Origin of the sequence: Affinirhizobium helianthi (assembly GCF_042680945.1) — a bacterium.
Lineage (GTDB): Bacteria > Pseudomonadota > Alphaproteobacteria > Rhizobiales > Rhizobiaceae > Neorhizobium > Neorhizobium helianthi.
In genome coordinates this window covers 171,857-189,875 of the sequence record NZ_JBHUEQ010000025.1, presented here as the reverse complement: position 1 = coordinate 189,875, position 18,019 = coordinate 171,857, and the positions used below count along the sequence as shown (strand labels likewise).

Genomic DNA, 18,019 nt, shown 5'->3' with positions numbered 1-18,019 from the left:
AGCAACACCAAGCCGGGTGAAGTTGGCAAGGATGGCAAGACGCCGGATGCGTCCAAGCTGGAGGCCTTACCCGTCGACAAGAACAAGGCCGATGCCGTAGCGGAAGAGGCCAGCAACACCAAGACGGGCGCAGTCGACACGGACGGCAAGACGACGGATGCCTCCAAGCTGGAGGCCTCGCCCGTCGACAAGACCAAGGCCGATGCCGTAGCGGAAGAGAACGGGAACATCACGGACGATAAGACCGCAGCTGAAATGTCTGCTGACGGGACAAAGACAGATTCCGCCTCCGCAAAGCTGACCGCAGAAGGCGAGAGTGTTGATCCAGCCGCTGCGAGAGACAGCCTTGCAGCATCTAAGTCCGCGGGCGGGACCGATGGTGCCACAGAAGCAGATGGTGACCCTAAATACATCAACTATGATAGTTTGAAGGACTTGCCTCGCAATCCCAACGCCGCCCCAGTTGATCGCTACGCCGGGATGACCCCGGAAGAAAAGGCGGAGGCACAGCGCAACAACCGTGACCGCAGCGCGGTGGATTCGGTTGATAAAACATCAGCTGGCACAGAGGGTCAGCCATGGAGCCCGGCCGCTGATCTGGCAAAGAAGATCTTTGGCTCGGAGTATATGGGAGATGTCAACAAGTCGCTGTATAACGCTCTCAAGAATACCGACAAAAGCTTTATTAATCCGGACATTTTGTCCAATCCCGGAAAGTACGACGAGAAGCAACGTATGATTGCTTATCTCGACGCACTCTCTGCGCAAGGAGCTTACAGCAGGTTCAAGGACACTCTGGGCGATAACGGCTATGCGACGAACAACAGCAAAGAGGTCATGAACGATCTGCAAAATGCGGTCAAGATTCTGGAGACGGACCAAGGTGTTCAGACAAAGCTGACTGAAAATATATTCCGGCGTTTGCAGGGCGGATTTGATGGACAGATCGTTGGCCACGTCTACGATGACAACAAGTCCTACGAAGAGAATATGAACGATGTCCTCTCGGAGGGGAACCGCGCCACCGCGCTCAAAAACGATCTCATGGCCTCATACCAGAAGGATATTGTTGAGGGCGGACTCCTGAGGCAAGGTCGGGAAGCCGGTCAGGACTACAAAACGATCTTTCAGCAATACAACTCAGCCGTCGGCATCTACAATTCGGTTCTGCCGGAATCGATCACCAAAGGAAGTATAGAGGATGTCAACAAGAGCTATTCGAAGTTCTTTACGGATGACTTCCTGCAGAATCTGCCGGATACCAATGAAGCATTGAAGGGGCTTGTTGATGCGGTTCCGAACGACCCGTCAGGTCCAAAAATGTCCAATGAAGACAAGCTTGCCTCTATTCTGAAAGAGCCGCTGAACGCCGTTGCGGAAACCTATTTCAAGGACAATCAAGAGGCCCAGAATAGCTATAAAACGAACCTTACCACAATTATCACCGCCGCATGGCAGCTTGGTAAGCCGGGCGGCAACTTCGACGATCTGACAAAGCAAATCAGCGGCTACATCGACAACAACGTCAAGAATTCCGCCGGAGGTATGGATCAGCCGAAATACAAACAAGCTCTCCTGTCGGGGGTTACGGGTATTCTGCAGGGGTCACGCGCGGTCTGGTCGGGCGTCAATATGAGCAATCCGACGCCTGACGCCATCGGTGTGGTTTTGCTGCATAGCATGGCTGGAACCTCACAGTTCCTGAAGGCTGCGGGTAGCACGGTTGAGAATTCATCCAAGTTCCTGGGGGATTTGGCCGGTGTTTATGATGGCGAATTCCTTGCCGCCGAAAAGAAGGCCACAGCGACTGCCCTGAAGGGGCTGGGCAATGCAATTGGTAACATTGCCGCTGTCGGCTGGTTGCCGGTGGATTATCACCAGCTTTTCCAAGGGATCAAATCCGGTAGCCTGGATACGACAGGAACAATCTTATCCGCCATCGGAACAGCTGGTGACACTGTCGGGGCGATCGAGGGAATATCGGGTCTTGCGCAGAGCTTGCTGAATTCGAATTTCGTTCGCGGGGCAGGGGCGGCAACACGCTTCCTTCCGGCAGCCTTCTCCACGGTCTTCACCGCGGGCAGTATCGCTTCCTGGGCGGCCTGGTCTGCGCTGCAGATCTATAACGATGTTCGTCGTTGGAAGGAGTGGAGCGGCCAGAAGGATGAGATGAACGCTCAGCTCAATCGCTTGGTCGGCGATGAAGTCAGCCTGTATGTGAAAGACCCGATTCAGAACCCCAAAATGCCTCTGCCAAGGCGTGAGGTTCCAGAAGAGGAAAAGACAAAGACGGATTGGGATGCGGTCGCGAATGATGCCGCACGGTGGCGCAATGCGAATGGTGGCCAAGACTGGGCCTATCCTGAGGTTCGACAGTACGCAGAAGCCTAAACCGTTATGAGGGCAAAAATCCTGAAGCGCTGGCAAGCCCCGCGCTTCAGGTCCATACCAGTATCAAAACACCGATGGCCGGGCAGATTGTATGTGCACGGCTGGTGCTTGCAGCGGGATGACAGCGGTTCTGCATCTGGATGGGATAAAACAGAGAAAGGGCTATTTCCTGTGTTTCCGTTTCGTCAGGAAATGCTCTAAAACCTCCACTCATGACAAACAACACCGCACTGCATAAACGCGTCGCTGATGCGCCTTCCGATAACTGGGTTTATCGTTTTCTGCCGCCATCGCTTTGGCCCTATGCGCAACTTGCCCGCTGGGACCGGCCGATTGGCTGGCAATTGCTGATGTGGCCGTGCTTCTGGTCAGCGGCCATGGCCGCCAATGCCGATGTGGCACCGGACGGGGGCTTCTCGCTGGAGATGAAGCTTTTTCATCTCTTCCTGTTCTTCATAGGTGCGGTCGCCATGCGGGGTGCCGGTTGCACCTATAACGATCTGGTGGATCACGATATCGATTCCGAAGTGGCGCGCACCCGCTCGCGTCCATTGCCGTCGGGCCGGGTCTCGCGCTTGAAGGCCAAGGTATTTCTGGTGCTGCAGGCGCTGGTTGGCCTCGTCGTGCTTTTGCAGTTCAATGCTTTCACCATTGCGCTCGGCTTTGCCTCACTGCTGGTCGTTGCCGTTTATCCCTTCGCCAAGCGCTTTACGGACTGGCCGCAATTTTTCCTGGGCCTTGCCTTTTCCTGGGGCGCGCTGATGGGCTGGGCCGCTCTTTACGGCAGCCTCGGCTGGCCGGCCTTCTGGCTCTATTGCGCCGCGGTCGCCTGGACGATCGGTTACGATACGATTTATGCCCATCAGGATAAGGAAGACGATGCGCTGGTCGGTGTGCGCTCAACGGCACGCCTGTTTGCAGAGCATACCAAGCTCTGGCTGATCCTGCTCTATGGCCTGGCGCTGATCTTCTTCATTTTTGCCTTTGCCACAGCGCATGCGGGCATTCTTGCCTATCTCGGGCTGCTGGTGGCGGCCATTTTGTTTGCCTGGCAGATCTTGGTGCTCGATATCGACAATCCGGACCAGTGCTTGCGGCTGTTCAAGCTCAACAGCCGTGTCGGGGCTGTGATTTTCGTGGGTATTGCCGCCTCGGTTGCCAGCTACGGTTAATCTTTGCACCCTGAAACGGAAAAACCCGGCGGGGGTGCGCGCCGGGTTTTTATTGCGAAGGAGGCGTCTGGCTATTAACGCCGGGCGATGATTTCCTTGCCCTCGATCTTCATGGCCACGCCAAGGCTGCCGGTCTGGCGGCGAACCAGAAAGCGCGGACGGCGGGCTGCGAAGTAGGAATGGCGGCGGCGCTGGCGTGCGGGGTGCGTGCGCAGGTCGCCCAGATGGTTTTCCAACGGACGGGCAATGCCGTCTGCTTCCACCATCAGCATGGGAATCCCGAAGGCTTCCGACCAGCTGCGCCAGTCGGCCGCAATGTCACACAGGTCATGTGCAACCAGAAGCGGGATGCAAAGCTCCGGGTCATCGTGGTGGAGTTCCAACGTGACCGTCACTTCGCCATTGCCATGATCGATAGCCCGGGCCGCGACACCTTTGAATGCGCGAGCCGGAAGAGCAAAGGAAAGCGGAAGACCGCTCTCGGGAAGAATTTTGCGCAGGACTGCGCCGCGTTCGTCGATGGTAATGGTGACATCGCCGGCGGCATCATGCAGCCCGTACGTGATCTGCTGGGGAAAACGCGACGGATCCAGCCGCAACGTTGCTCCTGCCCATTTGGGTTTCAGAACCGTATTTGTCATCTCGAATGCTACCCTTGTTTTACCTGAGAGCCGGTTGTCTGGACATCTCCCGGGACTTTTGTCCTCTGGTGGGGATCAACATAGGGCTGGCATTTGCAGAACCGCTTAAAAATTGCGGTTAAGAAATTGTAGCATCCTCAGATGGTTATCAAAATTCAACCGCGTTAGATTTCATTTGAATGAAGTGGCGCCCCTATGTGCAGGAGCGCTACAGAAAGCGCGTTTCGACAGGCCGGGGCAAGGAAGCTGTGGCAAGCTGCCTGCAAGCAAATCTTAAAGTTTCCTTGATGTAGTGTAGCGGCACAGCTATGCGCACCCGGAGAATGTGAGGCCTTTCGATGGTATCGACCTTTCTCAGCTACGATATTGTGAGCCGCGATCTTCAGCGCAGCCTTGATCGCGTGGCCAAGCAGACGAACGTCTCGAAAGAGGCGGAGTACTACAAGGCCAATATCGGCAAGGTAAAGACTGTCGATGACTTCATGAAGGATACGCGTATCTACAACTACGCGGTCAAGGCCTATGGTCTGGAAGACATGGCCTATGCCAAGGCCTTCATCCGCAAGGTGCTGGAAAGCGATCTGTCCGACGACAACAGCTTTGCCAACAAGCTGACCGACAAGCGCTACCGGGATTTTGCCGCCTCCTTCAACTTCAATACGACGACCACGATTGCCCAAACCTCCAGCCAGATCGACAAGATGCTGGGGCTCTACAGCGCCACGATGACGGCGCAGGAGGAAGGAGCGGGCGATGAAACGCGCTATTTTAATGCAATGATGGGGCAGCTTCAGAGCGCCGACCAGCTCCTGAGCGACGAGCGCTTGCGCGACTATCTTCTCACCTCTTTCGGGCTGGATAAGTCGAATTACTCGAGAGACTTCCTGAAGGGCGTGCTGACGAGCGATCCGAGCGATCCGGCCAGCTTCATCAACCAGCAACTGGGCACCAAGCGCACTGAGCTGCAGACGCAGATCAGCCAGCTCGAGGCACAGGTGGATGCAAGCACGGATCCGGAAGAGCGTATCGCGCTGCGGAACCGTATGTTCGTCTTCATGAACAATCTGGAGAAGGTCAACAATTACTACGACATGGCGGGCGCCTTCAGCTTCAACAGTGATGGTACCGTTCCGGCCGGCGGCGCGCAGACCACCGCGCAGATGGAAGCCATCAACAGCCGTTTCTTCAGCAATCAGCAGCGCCTGTCCACGGCGACCGCGACCAATGAAGACACCTATTTCAAAAGCAAGATCGGCAGCATCACATCCGTGGATCAGCTTTCCACGGATACGCGACTGTTTTCCTATATTCGCACCGCCTTCAATCTGACCGATACCTTCTGGAGCAATATCCGCAGTGCCCTGACCAGCGATCTTAACGATCCGCAGAGCGCGGCCAACCTGCTGGGAAAAACCAATCCCGGCTTTCTGGAGTTGGCAAAGGCGTTCAACTTCAACGCCGATGGCTCCGTGGCTGCTGGCAATGCGCAGAATGCGACGCAGGCGGCGCAGACATCCAGCTTCTACTTTACCCGCTACAACGACCAGCAGGACGAAAACGACGAGCAGGCCGTCCAGTTATACAAGACGGCCATGGGCCGGATCAAAACTGTCGATGAATTTCTCAATTCCACGGATGCCTATCAGTTTTCGTTGAAGGCGGTGGGGCTGGACCCGGCAGAAGTCGCCCCCTTCACCATCAAGCAGGTGCTGCAAAGCGATCTCAGCGACACCAACAGCTTTGTCTACCAGCTGAAGGATGAGCGTTATCTGACGCTCGCAAAGGCCTTCAACTTCGGCAAGGATGGTAATCCTACCGCACCTTTGACGGCGCAGTCCTCAGCAACCATCACCACCGTTGGCTCGCGGTATACCGTGGCCCAGACCCGCTTCCTGACCGGCACGGAACTGAAGGATGCCCAAGCGAAGGCCAAGGAAGAGCTGACTTATTACACCAAGCAGATTACGGCGGTGGAAACGGCCAGCCAGTTCCTCAGTGACAGCCGCCTCGTCAATGTAGTGCTAAAGGCCTATGGCCTCGACCCAAAGACTGCGACCCCCGATTTCCTCAAGCAGCTTTTTGCTTCCGATCTTTCCGATCCGAAGAGTTTTGCCAATCAACAGAAGAATACGGCCTGGGCGGAAATGGTCGGAGCCTTCAATTTTGACGCGAACGGCAATCTCTCCCGTCAGGTCAATTCCGGCGTTCAATCGCGCGGTAAGATCATCGAAACCGAGAATAATTTTGAGCGCCTGACGCTGGAAGAAGAGCAGGGGCAAGAGAATAACGGCGTTCGTTTGGCGCTTTATTTCGATCGCAAAGCCAAGGACATTACCAGCCCTTACGACATATTGGGCGATACGGCGCTCTTGGAGTTCTTCCGTGTGACGTTCCAGATGCCGGAGAGCTTCGGCAGCATGAATGTCGATAAGCAGGCAGCGCTGGTCAAGAGCAAGCTTGATCTGGCGAGCCTTCAAGACCCTGACAAGGTGAAGAAGCTCGTCAGCCGTTTCACTGCCCTTTACGATTTGCAGAACACGAACGCCAGCGCTTCGGCTTTGTCGCTTCTGACCAGCAGCGGCTCGGCCTCCATCAGCGCCGATCTGCTCAGCTCGTTGCAGCGGCGATAGGCATTTTCAGACGGAGATGACTTTGCCGGGATTCATGATCCCGGCCGGGTCGAAGGCGCGCTTGATGCGGCGCATGAGGTCGATTTCGATGGCGGGCCGAATGGCAGCCAGCTCGTCGCGTTTCAACTGACCAATCCCGTGCTCCGCCGAGATGGAGCCACCCTTTTCCAGCACAATGGCATGGACGATGGCATTGATGTCCCGCCAGCGCCCGAGAAACTCGCCCTTGTCTGCACCGATGGGCTGGGAAATGTTGTAGTGGATATTGCCATCGCCCAGATGCCCGAAGGCACAGATGCGGGCACCCGGCATGGCCGCCAGCACGGCCTTTTCCGCCTCAGCCATGAAGTCCGGGATTGTGGAAATCGGCACGGAAACATCATGCTTGATGGAGCCGCCTTCCGGCTTCTGCGCATCCGACATGCTTTCGCGCATATGCCAAAGCGCCTTTTGCTGTGCAACCGATGAGGCAATCACCGCGTCTTCGATCAGACCGCTTTCCATGCCCTGTTCCAGCAGCGCGTGCACCATCGTCTCTGCCGTCTCCGCGGCGTCGCTGGTGGAAATGTCGATCAGCACATACCAGTCGTGCGGGGTGGGTAGGGGGTCGCGCACGCCCTGAATATGGCGTGTGGTGAAGTCTATGCCGATGCGCGGCATCAGTTCGAAGCCCGTCAGCGCCGTGCCGCAAAGATTGGACGCCTTCTCGAACAGCTGAAGCGCGGCCTGCGGCGAGGCAAGCCCGGCAAAGGCCACCTGATGCCCGACCGGACGCGGAAAAAGCTTGAGAACCGCCCCGGTAATCACGCCAAGCGTGCCTTCCGCGCCGATGAAGAGATCGCGCAGATCGTAGCCGGTATTGTCCTTTTTCAGCCGGCGCAAACCATCCCAGATTTCGCCGGTTGGCAGAACCACTTCCAGCCCGAGGCAGAGCTGGCGCGTATTGCCATAGGCCAGAACCGCCGTGCCGCCCGCATTGGTGGAAAGATTGCCGCCGATGCGGCAGGAGCCCTCGGAACCAAGCGAAAGGGGAAAAAGCCGTCCCACCTCTTCGGCTGCTCTCTGAATGTCGGCCAGAATGCAGCCTGCATCGGCCACAAGCACATTGGCAACCGGATCCACATCGCGAATGCGGTTCATGCGTTCCAGCGAAAGAATGATGGAATGCCCGTCCTCGCCGGGCGTCTGGCCGCCCACAAGGCCGGTATTGCCGGTTTGCGGCACGACAGGGGTTCCGGTTTCGCTGGCAAGGGAGAGGATCTGCGAGACTTCCAGGGTAGAGCCGGGCTTCAGCAGCATGGCCGCCCGCCCGTGATAGAGCCCCCGGTTTTCCTTCAGCCGTGGCGCCAGTTCCTCCTCATCCGTTATCGCATTGGCGCTGCCGACAAGAGCGGTAAAACGGGCCAGAACATCGGAAGAGGGGAGGCTGCTATCCATGGTCAATTCTCTTCTGGTCTGGGCGCTGCGGCGCGCATCAGACGGTCGTTGATGGCCTCGCCAAGACCGTGTTGCGGAATGGGGGCCACGGCAATGCGCTGTGCGCCGCAGGCATCCGCCAGCTTGAGCAAGCCAAACAGATTGGCCGCTGCTTCCGCCAGATCGCCGGAGGGGCTGAGGTCGAACACGGCAGCGGCCTGTTCACTGCCCTCTACGGGCTTGCCGCCAAAGCGGATCAGGGCTTCACCGGCCTCTGCCTCTTTCGCGTTCAGCCGCACGGAAGCACCCGGCGCATAATGCGAGGCAAGCATTCCCGGCGCCTCGATGGCGGGGGAGGCGCCGAGCCCGCGCTCGACAGGTCGAGCGAGCAGGGCTTCTATTTTCTCCACGGCAATGCCGCCGGGGCGCAGCAGGCGCACACGCCCGTCCTCGACGCGAATGATGGTGGATTCCACCCCGACCGGCGCAGCTCCGCCATCCAGAATGAGGGAGAGTTTTTCCCCCAGATCCTCCGCCACATGCTGCGCGGATGTCGGGCTGACCTTGCCGGATGTATTGGCGCTGGGAGCCGCGAGCGGCCGGCCAAGCGCACGGATCAATTCGCGGGCAAAGCCTTTCGGCACGCGAATACCCACCGTATCGAGACCGGCTGTTGCAAGCGGGTGGATGTCGCATTCAGGCTTGAGCGGCAGAACCAGAGTGAGCGGTCCCGGCCAGAAGGCTTGCGCGAGCTGGATGGAAAGCGGATCGAAAATCGCATAGCGCTCAGCCATTTCCAGGTCCGCCATGTGGCAAATCAGCGGGTTGAACTGCGGGCGGCCCTTGGTTTCATAGATGCGGGTTACCGCTTCGCCGCGCGTGGCATCTGCAGCAAGCCCGTAGACGGTCTCCGTCGGAATAGCGACAGGAAGACCTTCGCTCAGGCGTGCCACGCCTTCGCGCAGTGCTCGCTCATGTTCGGTCAGGACGGATAGGATGCTTGCGGCCATGGCCGTTGCATAGCGCTAAAGACTTGGCAAAGGCAAATTTTTTCAGAGCTTGCGAATGATCTCGCGCACCGTCTCGTCCGGGGCGCCTAGCATCAGCACATTCTTCAGGGCTTCATTGGGGTCGCTGGTGCGAAAGAGAACGCCATTGTCACGCAAGGAGCGGTTCAGGCGCGTCAGTCCATTCTCGTCGCGTTCTATGGCTACGGCGAAATACATGCGCCCGAAATCGGTGCGAATCCGGCGGAAAAACTCTTCGTCCTCGCCGATCTCGGCGGTGAAATTGCACATGTAGAAGGACCACAGCGTGCGCTTGGTGCCAATGGTGGCTGGCGCGGTGGTGACATGGCAATAGCCGAGATGCGGACGCTCGTTCAGCGCATGGCTGAATATGACGCGGGGAAAGCGAATGCGCTTATGCACGCTGTTGATGCGTTCATGGGTCGTTTCACCGGCCGCAGCCAGCCGAAGCTCGGTGCGCTCAGCTACTTCCTCATAGGTCAGGTAACGCTTCTCGTCGGCCAGCCAATCCCGGCTCTCGCGCGAAATTCTGCCCGTGCGCAGAAATTCTGAATGGGCCGTGCCCTTCAGCTTCGGCATCAGCGGCTTGGCCGCTGTATCGAAATAGCGGAATCTGGTCCTCATCTCCAACTGATCTGCTCCCGCTTCCTCTGACACAAGTGTTCCGCCAATCTATTACCGCTTGCTTAACGGGGGCTTGCGTCCCGCACGAAACGCCGCTGCATCCGGCAGGAATGCCTGCGCTATTCTGTTTGCGCCATTTCCCGCGGTTTTCGCTGCGGGGGCGTTCCGGCTTAAGCCACTGCATTCCCTTTCAGGACGGTACGCTGGCGCTCGGAGCGGGTGTCGCTTTTTGTCGTCAATGCGGAAGCACATGTCGCAATGTCGTCTGTTGGTGCGGGTGGTCTGGGCTATATCTTTCACTATAGCTTCACCACCTGAAACCCAGGCTGCGGAAGCCGGATAACCCGCGGGCTAGCGGGCCGGAGGGCTGCCTGCAAAAGCACCTCCATCCCCAGCCCTGATCGACAGGAACGGAAGATGGATATTCGCGAAACCGTGCTGCGCCAGCTTAAGAACCGCCGCGAAGGCTTCAGCCTGGAACAGCCATTTTACATCGATCAGGATTATTTCAAGCTGGACATGGAGATGATCTGGTATCGCGACTGGCTGTTTGTCGGCCATGATTGCGAGATCAACCGCTCCGGCAATTACTTCACCGTGCAGGTGGGGGATTATCCTGTCGTCATCGTGCGCGGACGCGACAAAGTTATTCGCGCCTTCCACAATACCTGTCGCCATCGCGGCCACCGCGTTTGCACGGCAGAAAAGGGTGCGGCTGCAAAGCTCGTCTGCCCCTATCACCAGTGGACCTATGATCTGGACGGCTCGCTCGTTTTCGCGCGCCAGATGGGCGAGGAATTCGACAAGGCCGATTTCGGCATGAAGCCCGTTCACTGCCAGAGCGTTGGCGGCTACATCTTCATCTGCCTTGCAGACGAAGCGCCTGATTTTGCTCCGGTCCGCCAGACTATCGAGCCCTACATCGCGCCGCATCAGCTGACTGAGGTGAAGGTCGCGTTTGAAAGCACCATCGTCGAAAAGGGCAACTGGAAGCTGGTGTGGGAAAACAACCGCGAATGCTACCACTGCGCTGGCAACCATCCGGAACTGTGCCGCACCTATCCCGAGGCACCGTCGGCCACTGGCGTTCAGGGTGCTGCGGATGATCCGGTCATCTCCGAGCACTGGCAGCGTTGCGAGGCGGCTGGCCTGCCTTCCACCTTCACCATGCACCAGAGCGGCCAGTTCCGCGTTGCGCGCATGCCGCTGGTTGAAGACGCCGAAAGCTACACAATGTCGGGCAAGCGCGCCGTTCAGCGTCCGCTTTCCGATGATGTGAAGATCAGCCATATCGGCACCATGCTGCTCTTCCACTATCCGACCACCTGGAACCACATGCTGGTCGATCATGCGATTTCCTTCCGCGTTCTGCCGCTTTCGGCCGAGGAAACGCAGGTCACCACCAAGTGGCTGGTGCACAAGGATGCCGTTGAAGGCAAGGATTACGACCTGGAAGAACTGACCCACGTCTGGAAGATGACGAATGATCAGGACCGCCAGATCGTTGAGGAAAATGCCTTCGGCATTCGCTCGCCTGCCTATCAGCCCGGTCCCTATTCCCCGGATCATGAGGGTGGCGTGATGCAGTTTGTCGAGTGGTACACCAATTTCATGACCGATCGCCTGCAGGGCGACCGCGCGAAGCTCTCCGCGGTGGCTTAAGTTTATGGCGCCACAGCATCCATACAAGCATGTTGATGAGATGCGCCCCTGGTCCGACAGGGCGCATCTTCTGGAATTGGTCGCCTGGACGCCTGAAGCGCCAGATGTCATGACCTTCACATTCAAACCCGATAATCCGGGCCACTGGTTCCGCTATCTTCCTGGCCAGTTCGTCACGCTCGAACTGCCGGTCGGGCCGGAACCTGTGCTGCGCACCTATACGCTCTCTTCCAGCCCCTCACGGCCCTATACGGTGTCCGTCACGGTCAAGGCGCAGAAGAACAGCATCGGCACCCGCTGGATGTTCGACAACCTGAAGCCCGGCATGAAAATCAGGGCCATCGGGCCGCTGGGCGACTTCTCCTATGTGAAGCATCCGGGCGAGAAATACCTCTTCATCTCCGCCGGTTCCGGCATCACACCCATGATGTCGATGACCCGTGACATGGCAGACCGCCAGCCCGATACGGATGTCGCGTTCATTCATTGCGCGCGTTCGCCGGACGACATCATCTGCCGCTGGGAACTGGAATATCTGGCTCGCCATCTGCCGCATTTCCATCTCGGCTTCATTGTGGAACAGTTGGGCCGGTCGCAGCTCTGGTCAGGCCTGAAGGGCTTCGTCGACCGGGCGAAGATCTCGCTTCTGGCGCCGGACTTTCTGGATCGCACGGTGTTCTGCTGCGGGCCTGAGCCTTTCATGGCAACCGTCCGCGAATCCCTTGCGAGCGCCGGCTTCGACATGAGCCGCTATCATGAGGAGGCCTTCCAGCCGGTGGCCCCCAAGCTGCCTGAGGTGGCGGTGGAAGCGGATGGTGAGGCGACCGCGCATAAGGTATCCTTCTCCATGTCGGGCAAGGAAGCCAAGTGCGAGCCGGGCTTTACGGTGCTGCAAACGGCGCGCGCCAATGGTGTTCGCATCGGTGCCGCCTGCGAATCCGGGCTGTGCGGTACATGCCGCGTCATGCTCGTCTCGGGTGAGGTGGACATGAACCACAATGGCGGGATCCTCGAGGAAGAGATCGAGGAAGGCTATATCCTCGCCTGCTGCTCGCGTCCCAAAACCGATATCGAAGTGGAAGCCTGACCGTTCACCCATCACGTTATCGTGCCTCCGATTGTCTGGAACTTCTAACGCAATCCATACGTTAGAGGGGAAAATCAAAGACAAGAGGAAGCAGATTGATGGGTATCTTCTCCAGGAAGCTTGCCGTTATCGCCACGACGCTTGCCGTGGCTTTAACCGGCGTCGCCCCGGCGCAGGCCATGCCAGCCGTGGCCGTCTCCCGCGTTCAGGCAAGCGGCGAGGCTCCGGTCGTGACTGTCCAATGGGACCGCCGCGATGCACGCCGCTGGGATCGCCGCCATGACCGTCGCTGGGACCGCCGTCATGACCGTCGCTGGGATCGCAGGGGTCATCCAAATTCCAGTTCGGGCTATTACAACGGCTATCGCGGCTATCGGGAGCGCCGCTCCGGATATCGCTATCACAACGGCTATTGGTTCCCGCTGGCCGCCTTTGCCGCAGGGGCCATCATCGGTGGCGCAACGGCTGCTCCCCGTGCCGTTGCACCTGCCGGTCGCTATAGCGCGCGCCACTATGCCTGGTGCCAGCAGCGCTACAAGACCTACCGCGCATCTGACAACACCTTTGTGGCCAACAGCCGTGGCGAACGCCGTTACTGCAATTCACCCTACTGATCGCAGCTGAAAAATGACAAATGGACCCGGTCCGGCGAAAGCCCGGCCGGGTCTTCTGATCCGGCATGGGGAAGGGGCGCTGCGCGCATTCGTGAACACTTCATTAATCACGCGTTCAGCTTGCAATTCCTAAGCTTCTTCCACAGCTCACCGCGCAGGGCTTGGTGAACGATCAGCCGCTCTTTGCGCGGTTTCAGGCTTGATCGCAAAACTGGAGTTCGAGAATGTCGACGTTGATGGGAAAGATCTCGCTCCTCGGCCTTTCGGCTGTCGTGCTTGCCGGGTCTCTGGCCCCGGCGCAAGCCATGCCGCTGACAAGCGCCCCGGTGGTGAAGAGTGATGTACAGACCGTTCAATACTGGCGTGATGACAGTCCCTATTGGGGTCGTCGCGGCTATTACCGAGAAGGCTATTACGGTGGTTATCGCGGCTATCGCGAGCGCCGTGAAGGCTATCGGTATCACAATGGCTACTGGTTCCCGCTCGCGGCCTTTGCCACCGGCGCCATCATTGGTGGGGCGCTAGCCCAGCCGCGCTATGTGGCACCGGCTCCGCGCTATGTCGCGCCTGCGCCGCGCTATGTGGTGCCGAGCGGCGGCCTCAATCCGCGGCACGTGCGCTATTGCCAGGGGCGCTACCGCTCCTATGATGTTTATAGCAACACGTTCCAGCCCTATCACGGGCCGCGCCAGCAGTGCTATTCACCCTATTATTGACAGAATTGCGCCGCCCTTCGGGGCGGCGTTTTTCGTCGCTCTATAATATGCCCGCGCGCTTGAGCAGCCACCACGCGCCCAGAACCGACAGGATGATGAGCGTCAGCGCATAGCCTGTGCCACCTGCGCTATGGGCAAAGGGCAGTTCCGATGTGTTCATGCCGAAGAAGCCTGTCACCAGTGTCGGCGGCAGCAGGAAGGCCGTCATCAGCGACAGGATGTAGAGGTGCCGGTTGGTTTCGGATGAAAGCTTGGAATCCATCTCTTCATGCAGAAGGCGTGCCCGCTCCTGTAGGGCATAAACATCGTAATCGACCGATTCCAGCCGCGCCATGACCCGGCTTGCCGCATCGTCGAAACCGGGCGGCATTTCCTCTTCGTCGGAAGCGGCGGCGCGGCGCATGAGTGTGAGAATGGTGCGCAAATGCCGATGCAGACGCACCACCGTTCGCCGCACGGGAGCCAGACGCCGCCGCTCGTCGCGCGGCGTATTGTCGTAGACGATGTCCTCGATCTGGTTCAGTTCCTCGGTCAGTTCCATCACCAGCGAAATCAGCGTGCGCTGGAATTCCACCACGATCATTTCGAAAATGTCGATCGGCTGGCGGCAGCGTGCCGGGTTCTTTTCAAGCGTTGCCCGCACCCGATCGATCGAGCGCAGCGGCTGAAGCCGTGTGGTGATGATCATGCGGTCCACCACGGCAAAATGCAGCCAGCCGATATCGCGTGTATCGCTGTCGAATTCCCTTTGAAAATCAACAAGCGTGCCGTAAACGCTCTGCTCGTCCAGCGTGATGGACGCATGCGTTTCATGCGTCGTCAACGCCGCAACCACATCGGCGCTTAAGGTGCCGAGGCTCTCCAGAAAGGCAGGCACGCGCTGATCGGCCAGGTTCAGGTGCAGCCACAGAAAGGCGCCATCCTGAGGGTCAAGTTCGCTGCGGCCCATTTCCGGCAAAAGTCTTCGGCAAGTCCGCTCTTCCGGCAGGAGATGATAGGCCCAGACGAGACCGGGAATGGCGGGGGTTTGCAGCATGAATGGCCTTTGACTTGCAATTGTCGCGCTAGCTTGGCCCGGCAAGAGGCATAAGGCAAGCACGCGTAACTTCTCATTCTACTGTGTTTCCGCGACAGCCGGGTGACAAGCATAACAGGCGCCTTTCCACCATTGGCTGATCACATGGACCGCGCCGGGCCTCACGCGGCGATTGACAGAGCCTCTTACGTTTACGTAAAAAGCAATCAGGAGATTTGCTTCCGCCGGTCGCGATCGCGGGAGCCTAGAGGAGGACATCATGTACAAGGCCCCCGTGGAAGATATTGCCTTCACCCTGAACCATGTTGCCGGTCTCAAACAGGCGCTGGGCGAGGGGAAGCTTGGCGATCTCAGCGACGATCTGGTGGATGCCATCCTGCTGGAGGCTGGCCGCTTCGCCAGCGATGCGGTGGCCCCACTCGGGGATATCGGAGACAAGCAGGGTGCCAGGCTGGTTGATGGCAAGGTGGAAGTGCCGCCCGGCTGGGACAAGCTTTATCGCGATTGGGCCGCTGGCGGCTGGAACTCGCTGACGGCGAGCCCCGATTTCGGCGGTCAGGGCCTGCCCCATATGTTGAATGTCGCAGCACTTGAAATGTGGAATGCCGGTTCGATGGCTTTCGCCCTTGGCCCGACGCTGACCATGGGGGCTGTCGATGCATTGACGGCACATGGTTCCGATGCCCTGAAACAGATCTATCTGCCGAAGATGGTGTCTGGCGAGTGGATGGGCACGATGAACCTGACGGAACCTCATGCGGGATCCGATCTCGGCGTGATGAAAAGCCGTGCCGAACGTCGCGACGACGGCACTTACCGCATCTTCGGCCAGAAAATTTATATCACCTGGGGCGAACACGAGGTCACCGACAACATTATCCATCTGGTTCTGGCCCGGCTGCCGGATGCACCGGCGGGCACGCGCGGCATTTCTCTGTTCCTCGTGCCAAAATACTTGGTGAATGAGGATGGATCGCTGGGCGCCCGCAACGACCTGTATTGCCATTCGCTGGAACACAAGATCGGCATTCACGGCTCGCCCACCTGCACCATGATCTATGGTGATGGCAAATTCGGCAGCGAACCGGGCGCAATAGGCTATCTCGTGGGTGAGGAGAATCGTGGTCTGGCCTGCATGTTCACCATGATGAACAATGCCCGTTTGGCCGTTGGCATGCAGGGCGTGGCCATCGCGGAAGCCGCGACCCAGAAGGCCATTCAATACGCCAAAGATCGCACGCAAGGGAAAGCTCCCGGCTGGACCGGTTCCGGCATGAGCCCGATCATAGAGCACCCGGATGTGGCGCGTATGTTGGTGACCATGAAGGCGCTGACACAAGGGTCGCGCGCCATCTGCTATTCCTGCGCCCATGCCACCGATATGAGCCATCACGCCGAAGGGGATGAGGCCCGCCACTGGGCGGAGCGTGCCGCACTGCTGACGCCGATTGCCAAAAGCTTTGCCACCGATGCGGGCGTGGATGTCTCTTCGCTCGGCATTCAGGTGCATGGCGGCATGGGCTTTATCGAGGAAACGGGTGCCGCAAGGCTCTGGCGCGATAGCCGCATTGCCCCGATCTATGAAGGCACTAACGGTATTCAGGCGGCGGACCTCGTCACGCGCAAGCTGCCGCTTTCGGATGGCAAGCATGTGCGCGGCTTCATTGGTGAGCTGAAGCAGATCGCCGAGCAGGTGCGCGGCTCCAATCTGGAGGGTTTCGGCGAAACGGCAGATCGTCTTGCCGCAAGTCTTGCCGATCTGGAACAGGCAACGGATTGGCTGCTGGAGCGGCTGGCCGCAGGCGATAGCGCCTCGGCACTGTCCGGTGCAACACCCTATCAGCGCCTGTTTGGACTGGCGCTGACGGGCGCCTATCTGGCCAAGGCAGCACTGGCGGAGGAGGAGCACGGCCGTGACAAGCGCCTGTCTCTTTGCCGCTTCACGGCGGAAAACCTGCTGGCGGAAACGGTGGCATTGAAGGATCGGGTGATCAGCGGTGCGGAGAGCCTGAAGGCTGCGCGCGCGCTCTTCGCGTAACCGGGTGGGGGAGCTGTCATGACTGAGCATATCCTGATCGAACGACCTGAAGCCCATGCGGGCGTCATGGTGATCCGGCTCAACCGGCCGGAAAAGAAGAATGCCCTGACCTCTGACATGTACCGCAAGATGGTGGCGGCGCTGACGCAAGCCGATGCGGATGAGACCATTCGCGCCCTTGTCTTCCTGGGAACGGAAGGCTGCTTCTCGGCGGGCAACGATATGGGCGATTTTCTAAGCTATGCCATGTCCGGCACGCTGGAAGCGCCGGCAGCAGTGGACCTGCTGAAAGCACTCGTGCGCTTTGGCAAGCCGTTGGTCTCAGGTGTGGATGGACTTGCCATCGGCATCGGTACCACGCTTCACCTTCATTGCGATCTGACGGTTGCCTCGTCGCGCAGCCAGTTCCGCACCCCCTTCACCGATCTCGCCCTGGTGCCGGAAGCGGCCTCCAGCCTTTTGGTGCCGCGTGTTGCGGGGCATCAACGCGCCTTTGCCTTGCTGGCTGCCGGCCTTCCCTTCACGGCAGAACAGGCGCGTGAAGCCGGTCTGATCTGGCAGGTGGTCGAGCCGGATGCCGTGGAGCGGGAAGCGCTTGCACTGGCCAGCGCTCTTGCGGCGAAACCGGCCGGTGCCCTGCGCATTGCCCGCGATCTTCTGCGTGGCAATGGCGATGATGTGCTAGCCCGGATCGATGCGGAGATGGTGCATTTCGCCGCCCAGCTGAAAAGCCAGGAAGCGCGTGCTGCGTTTGAGGCCTTCCTCAAGCGTCGGTGAGGTGCATCACGCAATTGTGTACACCGAGTTGGCGGGGCTGAAACCTGTAAGAGCGATGGCCTCAAGGGTGAGAAAGGCACCAGCACTGTCTTACCCTGTTCGCATCGGCCAACCGTTTCAGGTATGCGTTGTAGGTATGTCATGACCGCCTGGCCCCGCCGAATGCGGCTCAACGCCACCGTTCGCC

At 58.9% G+C, this 18,019-nt stretch carries 13 protein-coding genes and 1 pseudogene; 9 read left to right on the top strand and 5 right to left on the bottom strand.

The features are described 5' to 3' along the window. Together ACFSE1_RS14480 and ubiA are read left to right on the top strand one after the other, a co-directional pair. Nucleotides 1–2,391, top strand: a pseudogene (locus ACFSE1_RS14480) (hypothetical protein); the annotation flags it as partial. Nucleotides 2,392–2,603: 212 nt separating this feature from the next. After that, complete coding sequence (gene ubiA, locus ACFSE1_RS14475; RefSeq protein WP_377402773.1) at nucleotides 2,604–3,563, top strand: 4-hydroxybenzoate octaprenyltransferase; 960 nt, start codon at nucleotides 2,604–2,606, stop codon at nucleotides 3,561–3,563. Between the two features lie 74 nt (nucleotides 3,564–3,637). Here the strand turns inward: ubiA and ACFSE1_RS14470 are convergent, their stop codons facing one another. Further along, nucleotides 3,638–4,204 carry a DUF6101 family protein gene (locus ACFSE1_RS14470; protein WP_377402770.1) on the bottom strand — a complete coding sequence of 189 codons (567 nt, stop codon included), beginning with the start codon at nucleotides 4,202–4,204 and terminating at the stop codon, nucleotides 3,638–3,640. A 338-nt stretch (nucleotides 4,205–4,542) separates the two neighbouring features. Between ACFSE1_RS14470 and ACFSE1_RS14465 the strand changes: the two genes are divergently transcribed. Next, nucleotides 4,543–6,834 carry a DUF1217 domain-containing protein gene (locus tag ACFSE1_RS14465; protein WP_377402767.1) on the top strand — a complete coding sequence of 764 codons (2,292 nt, stop codon included), beginning with the start codon at nucleotides 4,543–4,545 and terminating at the stop codon, nucleotides 6,832–6,834. A 6-nt stretch (nucleotides 6,835–6,840) separates the two neighbouring features. On the opposite strand, the gene ACFSE1_RS14460 is transcribed toward ACFSE1_RS14465, so the two are convergent. Genes ACFSE1_RS14460 through ACFSE1_RS14450 form a run of 3 tightly spaced genes read right to left on the bottom strand, consistent with a single transcriptional unit; the run spans nucleotide 6,841 to nucleotide 9,902 of the window. Further along, nucleotides 6,841–8,271, bottom strand: coding sequence for an FAD-binding oxidoreductase (locus ACFSE1_RS14460; protein WP_377402764.1), 1,431 nt, complete (start codon nucleotides 8,269–8,271; stop codon nucleotides 6,841–6,843). 2 nt (nucleotides 8,272–8,273) lie between these two features. Next, on the bottom strand, nucleotides 8,274–9,260 hold the full coding sequence (locus ACFSE1_RS14455) for an L-threonylcarbamoyladenylate synthase (protein ID WP_377402761.1): 987 nt from the start codon (nucleotides 9,258–9,260) through the stop codon (nucleotides 8,274–8,276). Between the two features lie 42 nt (nucleotides 9,261–9,302). Next, nucleotides 9,303–9,902: a DUF6656 family protein gene (locus ACFSE1_RS14450; protein ID WP_377402758.1), complete on the bottom strand. Its 600-nt coding sequence runs from the start codon at nucleotides 9,900–9,902 to the stop codon at nucleotides 9,303–9,305. A 417-nt stretch (nucleotides 9,903–10,319) separates the two neighbouring features. On the opposite strand from ACFSE1_RS14450, the gene ACFSE1_RS14445 reads away from it, so the two are divergent. The 4 genes from ACFSE1_RS14445 to ACFSE1_RS14430 all read left to right on the top strand — a co-directional run bounded on the left by ACFSE1_RS14445 (nucleotide 10,320) and on the right by ACFSE1_RS14430 (nucleotide 13,981). Continuing rightward, nucleotides 10,320–11,564, top strand: a complete 1,245-nt coding sequence (locus tag ACFSE1_RS14445) for an aromatic ring-hydroxylating oxygenase subunit alpha (protein WP_377402755.1) — start codon at nucleotides 10,320–10,322, stop codon at nucleotides 11,562–11,564. A 4-nt stretch (nucleotides 11,565–11,568) separates the two neighbouring features. Beyond that, nucleotides 11,569–12,651 carry an FAD-binding oxidoreductase gene (locus ACFSE1_RS14440; protein WP_377402752.1) on the top strand — a complete coding sequence of 361 codons (1,083 nt, stop codon included), beginning with the start codon at nucleotides 11,569–11,571 and terminating at the stop codon, nucleotides 12,649–12,651. 104 nt (nucleotides 12,652–12,755) lie between these two features. After that, entirely contained in the window at nucleotides 12,756–13,265 is a 510-nt protein-coding gene (locus tag ACFSE1_RS14435) for a BA14K family protein (RefSeq protein WP_377402800.1), read from the top strand. Nucleotides 13,266–13,489: 224 nt separating this feature from the next. Beyond that, a complete protein-coding gene (locus ACFSE1_RS14430; RefSeq protein ID WP_377402749.1) occupies nucleotides 13,490–13,981 on the top strand; it encodes a BA14K family protein in 492 nt (163 codons plus the stop codon). Nucleotides 13,982–14,021: 40 nt separating this feature from the next. Here the strand turns inward: ACFSE1_RS14430 and ACFSE1_RS14425 are convergent, their stop codons facing one another. Beyond that, on the bottom strand, nucleotides 14,022–15,017 hold the full coding sequence (locus ACFSE1_RS14425) for a transporter (protein WP_377402746.1): 996 nt from the start codon (nucleotides 15,015–15,017) through the stop codon (nucleotides 14,022–14,024). Nucleotides 15,018–15,276: 259 nt separating this feature from the next. On the opposite strand from ACFSE1_RS14425, the gene ACFSE1_RS14420 reads away from it, so the two are divergent. Together ACFSE1_RS14420 and ACFSE1_RS14415 are read left to right on the top strand one after the other, a co-directional pair. Then, complete coding sequence (locus ACFSE1_RS14420) at nucleotides 15,277–17,055, top strand: acyl-CoA dehydrogenase (protein WP_377402743.1); 1,779 nt, start codon at nucleotides 15,277–15,279, stop codon at nucleotides 17,053–17,055. Nucleotides 17,056–17,073: 18 nt separating this feature from the next. After that, the gene (locus ACFSE1_RS14415; protein WP_377402741.1) at nucleotides 17,074–17,832 is read left to right on the top strand and encodes a crotonase/enoyl-CoA hydratase family protein; all 759 of its coding nucleotides are present in this window, start codon (nucleotides 17,074–17,076) and stop codon (nucleotides 17,830–17,832) included. Nucleotides 17,833–18,019 lie beyond the last annotated feature (187 nt).